Origin of the sequence: Micromonospora sp. H33, from assembly GCF_052068455.1 — a bacterium.
GTDB lineage: Bacteria > Actinomycetota > Actinomycetes > Mycobacteriales > Micromonosporaceae > Micromonospora.
Window position 1 is genome coordinate 215,135 of sequence record NZ_JBQHDE010000009.1, and the last position, 7,768, is coordinate 222,902.

A 7,768-nucleotide genomic window follows, 5' to 3' on the forward strand; every position below is an offset into this window, starting at 1 on the left:
GCCGCCCGGTCGCCGGGCGGGCACCGGTGGGCCGAGGGCCCGGAATCGGGCGACATCGACGGGAACGCGCGCTCAGCCGGCCGGGGCGAGCTGCGGCTCGGGTAGCGGATGGCCCGTCTCCAGCAGGGTCTTGAGGCTCGCCACCAGCTCGGGCCAGCCGCCGCTGCCGTCGAGCTGCCCGCTGATCGCGCGGTGCATCTCGCTGTCCGGCGAGAAGTCGTCGTGCGTGACGGTGAGCCGGACGACGTCGCCGTACGGGGCGATCTCGAAGGTGACCTTCGAGCGCCGCTCGCCCAGCCGGGCGGCCAGTTCCTCGTCCGACCAGCCGAAGTGCGCGGCGTGCTCCGGCTGGAAGCCGTGCCAGCTGTACGACAGCAGCCGGTACGGCTCGGCGGCCAGGACGTGCTGGCCCAGGTCGCGGAACTCGCCGCCGGGCTCGTCCTGCCACAGCACCGGCGAGCCGACCTGCCAGTCGGACCGCAGCGCCACGCCGCCCCAGTACCGGCGGGTGAACTCGGGCTCGGTCAGGGCGGCCCAGAGCCGCTCGGGCGTGGTGTCGATGTACGTGGTGTAGACGAAGGTGGGACCGTCCATCGGCTTGCGCTCCAATGCTTCCTGCAGGTCGGCGAGCGCGCGTACCCGCTCGCGGTCGTAGCGGTGGATCCACCGGTCGGCGATGGCGTTGATCGGCGCGGGGTTGAGGTAGTGCAGCTTCTCCCGGCCGCGGCGCACCGTGGTCACCAGGTTGGCGGCCTCCAGCACCGCCAGGTGCTTGCTGACCGCCTGCCGGGTCATGGCGAGGCCGGCGCACAGCTCGCGCAGGCTCTGCCCGTTGCGGACGTTGAGGTCGTCGAGCAGCCGGCGCCGGCTCGCGTCGGCCAGCGCCCGGAACACGTCGTCCATCCGCCCCTCCTCAACATGCAGCCGCCCGGTTGCCTGTCACCTTAGGCAACCGGGCGGCTGCATGTCCAGTTGCCGCCTCGACCGGGCGTCTCAGCGGCGGCGCGCCTGGACGTGGCTCCACTCGTACGTCGTGTTCTGGGTAGTGGCCCCCGGCGCCGATGTGGCAGCGTGAACGGGTGCACAGCTCCGCGCCGGTCGACGTCGACCTCGCCCTGGTCGGCGGCGGCGGCGCCGCGTCGCTCGTCCTGGCCGCCCTCGACCGGCACCGCGTGCGCGGCCTACGGGTCGCGGTCGTCGACCCGGTGCACCGCCGCGGCCAGGACCGCACCTGGGCGTTCTGGGGCCGGCCCGACAGCGACCTCGATCCGCTGCTCGCGGCGAGCTGGTCGCAGGTCGAGATCGCGACGCCGGCGCGGCGCCGCGTCCTCGACCTCGACCCGCTGCGGTACGCCATGCTGCGCTCGGGCCCGGTCTACGACCGGGCTGCCGAAGCCGAGCAGCGCCTCGACGCGATCCGCGTCGTCGCCCCGGCGGAGGCCCTCGACGACAACGGCGAGCACGTCACCGTGCACGCCGGCGGGTCGACGGTCCGGGCGTCCTGGGTCCTCGATTCGCGACCCCGGCCGCCCCGCCGGCCGGGACGCACCAACTGGCTCCAGCACTTCCGCGGCTGGTGGCTGGAGGCCGACCGGCCGGCGTTCGACCCGGGGCGGGCGGTGCTGATGGACTTCCGCACCCCGCAGCCGGCCCGGGGCGTCTCCTTCGGCTACGTCCTGCCGGTCAGCGACCGGTCCGCGCTCGTGGAGTACACCGAGTTCACCCCCGGCCTGCTCACCGACTCCGGCTACGACGTGGCGCTCGCCGCGTACCGGGACCTGCTCGGGCTGGACCCGGCCCGGCTGACCGTCCGGGAGGTGGAGAACGGGGTGATCCCGATGACCGACGGACCGTTCGATCCCCGGCCCTCGCCCCGGGTGGTACGCCTCGGCACCGCCGGCGGCGCCACCCGCCCGTCCACCGGCTTCACCTTCTCCGCCATGCACCGCCAGGCCGAGCAGGTCGCCGCCGCGGTCGCCGCCGGCCGGCCGCCGGTGCCGGCACCCGCGTACCCCCGCCGTCACCGGTGGATGGACGCGGTGGCGCTGCGCGCGCTGGACCGCGGCGGGATCGACGGGCCCGGGTTCTTCGACCGGCTCTTCGAGCGCAACCCGCCCGAGCGGGTGCTGCGCTTCCTCGACGGCGCCACCAGCCCGGCCGAGGAGATCGCGCTGATGAACTCCACCCGCCTGCTGCCGATGGTCACCGCGACCGTCGGCGACGCCGCCGCCCGGCTCCGGGACCGCCTCGTGCCGTCGCGCCGGCGGGCGACGTGGACCGTCCCGCCGCCCCTGGACGGGCCGTCGCCAACGAACCGACGCGGAAATGGAACCCACGCATGACAACCGGATCGGTGGGCGTCGCGTTGCGCATTGACCCGGATATGGCCGAACGGACGACAACGGAATGGCCCCGTTACGGCAAGGTGCCGGCGCCGTTGCCAAACCGTTGTGAATGAATGACAACCGATCCGGTCGTTATCCGAACGATTCTTTCCGCCCTTTCTGATTCGCTTATCGTCGGCGCAGATGGCAGTTCCGCAGACGAAGGGGCCCGCGATGAGCGACATGTCCCACCCGCCGTCCCTCTCCCTCGCGGGGGAGCCGCCCGAGCCGGTGGCGGAGGTGAACTCGCTGGCCGACACCCCGGACGGCGCCGCCCGCCGTGACATCGTCGGCCGCTCACCCGGCCAGCTCGCCTGGCTCCGGCTCAAGCGGGACCGGACCGCGCTGCTCAGCGCGGTCACCCTGGTCGTCGCCATGGTCGTGGCACTGGCGGCCCCGCTGCTCGAGTGGCTGACCGGCATCGATCCGACCGACAAGTTCGTCGACCGGTTGAACGATTTCGGCATGCCTCTCGGTTACGGCGGCGGGATCAGCGCCGACCATTTGCTCGGACTCGAACCGGGCAGCGGCCGGGACATCCTCATGCAACTGGTCTACGGCCTGCGTACGTCATTGTTCATCGCCTTCGTGTCGGCGTTGCTGGCATCGCTGATCGGGGTGGCCGTCGGTGTCGTCGCCGGTTACGCCCGGGGCTGGCTCGACAGTCTCATCAACTGGTTCATCGACGTGACGCTGGCCTTTCCGTTCCTCATCTTCGCCCTCGCCGTCATCCCGATCGTCGAGGACCGCTTCTTCACCGCGCGGGAGGCGCCGCCGCCGAGCTTCCGGATCGCCCTCATCGTGGCCACGTTCGGGCTGTTCAGCTGGACGTACACGGCGCGACTCGTCCGGGGCCAGGTCATCTCGCTGCGGGAGCGGGAGTTCGTCGACGCCGCGCGGGCCGCCGGCGCCGGAACCGGCCACCTCCTGCTGCGCCAGTTCCTGCCGAACATCTGGGCGCCGATCCTGGTCACCCTGTCGCTGAACGTCCCGCAGTTCATCGCCATCGAGGCGGCCCTGGCCTTCGTCAACATCGGCGTCACCGAGCCCACCCCGGACCTGGGTCGAATGATCTACAACAGCATCGGCTACGTGGCCAGCGACCCGTACTACACCCTGTTCCCCGGGTTGACGATCTTCGTCCTCGTCCTCGCGTTCAACCTCTTCGGCGACGCGCTGCGGGACGCCCTCGATCCCCGGTCGACCCGGTAACCGAAATCCGATCACCAACCGTTCGTCCGGCGAACGGCGGGCCGCACACGGCCTGCGCCGGGCAGGAAGGGAGATGCACCGTGCACAGAAGAGTCCGGACACTGTCGATCGGTGTCCTGTCCGTGGCGTTGTTCGCCGCCGGGTGTTCCAAGACCACCGACGGCGGCGGCACCACCGACAACGAGAAGGCGAAGACCCAGACCGGCTCGATCTCGTACGAGGCGGCCGACAACCAGGGCCCGGCGGCGGCCGTCGAGGGCGCCACCAAGGGCGGGACCATCACCGTCCTGCGGGAGTTCGACTTCGAGCACCTCGACCCGGCCCGCAACTACGTCAACGTCCAGCAGTTGACCGCCGGCCTGATCTACCGGTCGCTGACCGGCTACAAGGAGAACGGCACCGGCGAGATGCTCCTCGTGGGCGACCTGGCCAGGGATCCCGGCAAGGACGTCAACGGCGACTGCAAGGTCTGGGAGTTCACCCTCCGCGACGGGCTGAAGTACGAGGACGGGTCGCCGATCAGCGCGAAGGACGTCGCGTACGGCGTCGCGCGGTCCTTCGCCCCGCAGCTCAACGAGGGGCCCCACTACATCCAGCAGTGGCTCTACCCGGGCGGCGAGTACAACGCCACCTACAAGGGACCGTACGACGGCGGCAAGCCGGCGCCGGACGGAGTGGAGACCCCGGACGACAAGACGATCCGGTTCACCTTCGCCGAGCCGCACTGCGACATGCCGTACGCGGCCGCGATGGCGACCACGGCGCCGGTGCCGGCGGCCAAGGACACCAGGACCAACTACGACCTGCGGCCCTTCTCCTCGGGACCGTACAAGGTGAAGTCGTACCAGCGGGACGTGGCGCTGGAGTTGGAGCGCAACCCGAACTGGGACCCGAACACGGACCCGCTGCGCACGGCGTACCCGGACGGCTTCCGGTTCACGTTCGGCCTCGAGGCGGCGCAGATCGCCGAGCGCCTCGTCGCCGACGCCCCCGCCGACCAGACCGCGTTCACCTGGACCGACGTGCCGCCCGCGGTGCTGTCCCGGACCACGTCCGGCCCGGTCGCCGAGCGGGTGGTCAAGGGCCCGACGCAGTACACCTGGGTGCTCAACATCAACACGCAGCGGGTCACCGACATCAACGTCCGCAAGGCGCTGAACTACGCGGTGGACAAGGACGCGGCGCTCAAGGCGATCGGTGGCCAGGCCGCCGGCACGCCGGCCACCACGCTCATGTCGCCGACGACGGCCGGCTGGAAGCAGTACGACGTGTTCGGCACGCCGCCCACCGGTGACGCCGCGAAGGCGAAGGAGCTGCTGGGCGGGCGGACGCCGGAGCTGGTGCTGGCGCATGCCAACACCGAGCTGCGCACCCAGCAGGCCGAGGCGATCCGGAAGAGCCTCACCGAGCGGGGCTTCAAGATCACCATGAAGTCGATCGAGTCGTCGAGCTACTACGACGAGATCGGGCGCAAGAACAACCCGTACGACCTGTACCTGGGTGGTTGGGGTTCCGACTGGCCGACCGGTTCGACCATCATCCCGCCGCTGTACGACGGCCGGGAGATCGGGCCGGAGGGGAACAACAACCTCTCCTACCTCAACGACCCGGGCATCAGCGCCGAGATCGACCGGGTGCGGAAGCTGCCCGCGGCCGAACAGGACGCGGAGTGGATGAAGCTCGACGAGAAGATCATGCGCGAGCTGGTGCCGGTCATCCCGGTCTACTACGACGCCACCTACGTGCTGCACGGCTCGAAGGTCGGCAACGCCTTCCTCAGCGACGCCTTCGGCGCCATCCAGGTCAACACCATCTACGTCAAGCAGTGACGCCCGGTGGGGAGCGGCCCCCGGCCGCTCCCCACCACAGCCCGAGAGGTTCGACGGATGCTCCGTTTCATCGTCCGGCGGCTGCTCGTCGCGGTCGTCACCCTCATCGTCATCAGCCTGGTCACCTTCGGGCTCTTCTTCGCGGTGCCGAGCAGCCCGGCCAAGGTGATGTGCGGCAAGAACTGCACCGCCGAGGACATCGCCCAGGTGGAGGAGCGGCTGGGCATCCGGGACCCGCTGCCGGAGCAGTACGGCAACTTCGTCAGCGGGATCTTCGTCGGGCGCACCTTCGGCTCCGGGGACTTCCAGCGGGAGTGCCCGGCCCCGTGCCTGGGGTACTCGTTCCGCAACGACCAGCCGGTGACCGAGATCGTCACCCAGCGCGCCCCGGTCACCTTCAGCATCGTCTTCGGCGCGGCGGCGATCTGGATCCTGCTCGGCGTGACCCTGGGCATGATCTCTGCGCTGCGCCGCGGCACGGTCTTCGACCGCCTCGCCATCGGGGTCAGCCTCGCCGGCGCCTCCATGCAGGTCTACTTCTTCGGCCTCATCCTGCTCTACCTGCTCGTGTACGCGACCGGGCTGCTGCCCTTCCCGACCTACACGCCGCTGACCGAGCACCCCGGGAAGTGGGCGCTGGGCCTCCTGCTGCCGTGGATGACCCTGGGCTTCCTCAACTCGGCGCTGTACGCCCGGCTGTCCCGGGCGCAGATGCTGGAGACCCTGTCCGAGGACTTCGTCCGGACCGCCCGCGCCAAGGGCCTGCCGCTGCGCCGGGTGCACACCCGGCACGCCCTGCGGGCGGCGATCACCCCGATCGTGACCATCGCCGGGCTGGACATCGGCACCGCGTTGGGCGGCACGTTCATCACCGAGACCATCTTCGGCCTGCAGGGTCTCGGCAAGGCCACCGTCGAGGCGGTGCAGTTCCTGAACCTGCCGGTGGTCATGGCCACCGTGCTGCTGGCCGCCATCTTGATCGTGATCGCCAACATCGTCGTCGACGTGCTGTACGCGGTCATCGACCCACGGGTGCGACTCGGATGAGGGGAGACGAGATGACCACCAGCACCGTGCCGGCCGGCCGCCGGCCGGGCCCCTACCTCCAGGTGGAGGACCTGCGGGTGTGGTTCGACTCCGCCGACGGCGTGGTCCGGGCGGTCGACGGCGTGTCCTTCACCGTCGAGCAGGGTCGCACGCTGGGGATCGTGGGGGAGTCCGGCTCCGGCAAGAGCGTGACGTCCCTGTCGATCCTGGGCCTGCACGACCCCCGCCGCACCCGGCTGTCCGGGCGGATCCTGCTCGCCGGACGCGACCTCGTGCGGATGTCCGAAGAGGAGGTGCGCCGGCTGCGCGGCCGGGACATGGCGATGATCTTCCAGGATCCGTTGTCGGCGTTGCATCCGTACTACACGGTGGGGCGGCAGGTCGCGGAGGCGTACCGGGTGCACCACCCGAGGGCCGGCAAGCGGGAGGCGCGGCAGCGGGCGGTCGACATGTTGGGCCGGGTGGGGATTCCGCAGCCGGCGCGGCGGTTCGATCAGTATCCGCACGAGTTCTCGGGTGGGATGCGGCAGCGGGCGATGATCGCGATGGCGTTGGTGAACGACCCGGATCTGTTGATCGCCGACGAGCCGACCACGGCGTTGGATGTGACGGTGCAGGCGCAGATCCTGGATCTGCTGGCCGATCTGCAGGGGGAGTTCCGGTCGGCGATCATCCTGATCACGCACGACCTGGGTGTGGTGTCGCAGGTGGCCGACGAGGTGCTGGTGATGTACGGCGGTCGGGCGGTGGAGCACGGCAGTGTGGAGCAGGTGTTGCGGCGGCCGCAGCACCCGTACACGTGGGGGTTGTTGTCGAGCGTGCCGTCGTTGCACGGTGACGCGTCGGCGGACCTGGTGCCGATCCCGGGGAACCCGCCGTCGTTGATCAATCTGCCGTCGGGGTGCGCGTTCCACCCGCGGTGCCGCTACGCGGGCCGTAACGGGAACCGGTCGTCGACCGAGGTGCCGGAGCTGCGGCAGGTGCGGGAACGGGGGCACCTGGTGGCCTGCCACCTGCCGGAGGTCGAGCGGCAGCGCATCTACCGTGACGAGGTCGCCGAGGTGGGGGTGGCGCGATGAGCGTGCCGGAGCAGAGCATGCGGGCGGGGCACGACCGGGAGCCGTTGCTGCGGGTGCGGGGGTTGACCAAGCATTTCCCGGTGCGGACCGGCCTGCGGACGACGGGGTTGGTGCGGGCGGTCGACGGGGTGGATTTCGACGTGCGGCCGGGGGAGACGCTGGGTCTGGTGGGGGAGTCCGGCTGCGGTAAGACGACGACCGGGCGGATGTTGGTGCG

At 70.8% G+C, this 7,768-nt stretch carries 7 protein-coding genes; 6 read left to right on the top strand and 1 reads right to left on the bottom strand.

The genetic code is table 11. The features are described from left to right. Positions 1 to 72 precede the first annotated feature (72 nt). Positions 73 to 903 carry an ArsR/SmtB family transcription factor gene (locus ACTMS0_RS20680; RefSeq protein ID WP_441156876.1) on the bottom strand — a complete coding sequence of 277 codons (831 nt, stop codon included), beginning with the start codon at positions 901 to 903 and terminating at the stop codon, positions 73 to 75. A 158-nt stretch (positions 904 to 1,061) separates the two neighbouring features. Between ACTMS0_RS20680 and ACTMS0_RS20685 the strand changes: the two genes are divergently transcribed. The 6 genes from ACTMS0_RS20685 to ACTMS0_RS20710 all read left to right on the top strand — a co-directional run. Continuing rightward, positions 1,062 to 2,342: a lycopene cyclase family protein gene (locus ACTMS0_RS20685; protein ID WP_441156877.1), complete on the top strand. Its 1,281-nt coding sequence runs from the start codon at positions 1,062 to 1,064 to the stop codon at positions 2,340 to 2,342. Positions 2,343 to 2,528: 186 nt separating this feature from the next. Beyond that, on the top strand, positions 2,529 to 3,596 hold the full coding sequence (locus ACTMS0_RS20690) for an ABC transporter permease (RefSeq protein WP_441156878.1): 1,068 nt from the start codon (positions 2,529 to 2,531) through the stop codon (positions 3,594 to 3,596). Between the two features lie 80 nt (positions 3,597 to 3,676). Next, positions 3,677 to 5,425 carry an ABC transporter substrate-binding protein gene (locus tag ACTMS0_RS20695; protein WP_441156879.1) on the top strand — a complete coding sequence of 583 codons (1,749 nt, stop codon included), beginning with the start codon at positions 3,677 to 3,679 and terminating at the stop codon, positions 5,423 to 5,425. 57 nt (positions 5,426 to 5,482) lie between these two features. Then, on the top strand, positions 5,483 to 6,472 hold the full coding sequence (locus tag ACTMS0_RS20700; protein WP_441156880.1) for an ABC transporter permease: 990 nt from the start codon (positions 5,483 to 5,485) through the stop codon (positions 6,470 to 6,472). Positions 6,473 to 6,483: 11 nt separating this feature from the next. After that, on the top strand, positions 6,484 to 7,551 hold the full coding sequence (locus ACTMS0_RS20705) for an ABC transporter ATP-binding protein (RefSeq protein ID WP_441156881.1): 1,068 nt from the start codon (positions 6,484 to 6,486) through the stop codon (positions 7,549 to 7,551). Beyond that, positions 7,548 to 7,768 (top strand): ATP-binding cassette domain-containing protein (locus ACTMS0_RS20710; RefSeq protein ID WP_441156882.1); only part of this gene is annotated, 221 nt, incomplete at its 3' end. The genes ACTMS0_RS20705 and ACTMS0_RS20710, both read left to right, overlap by 4 nt.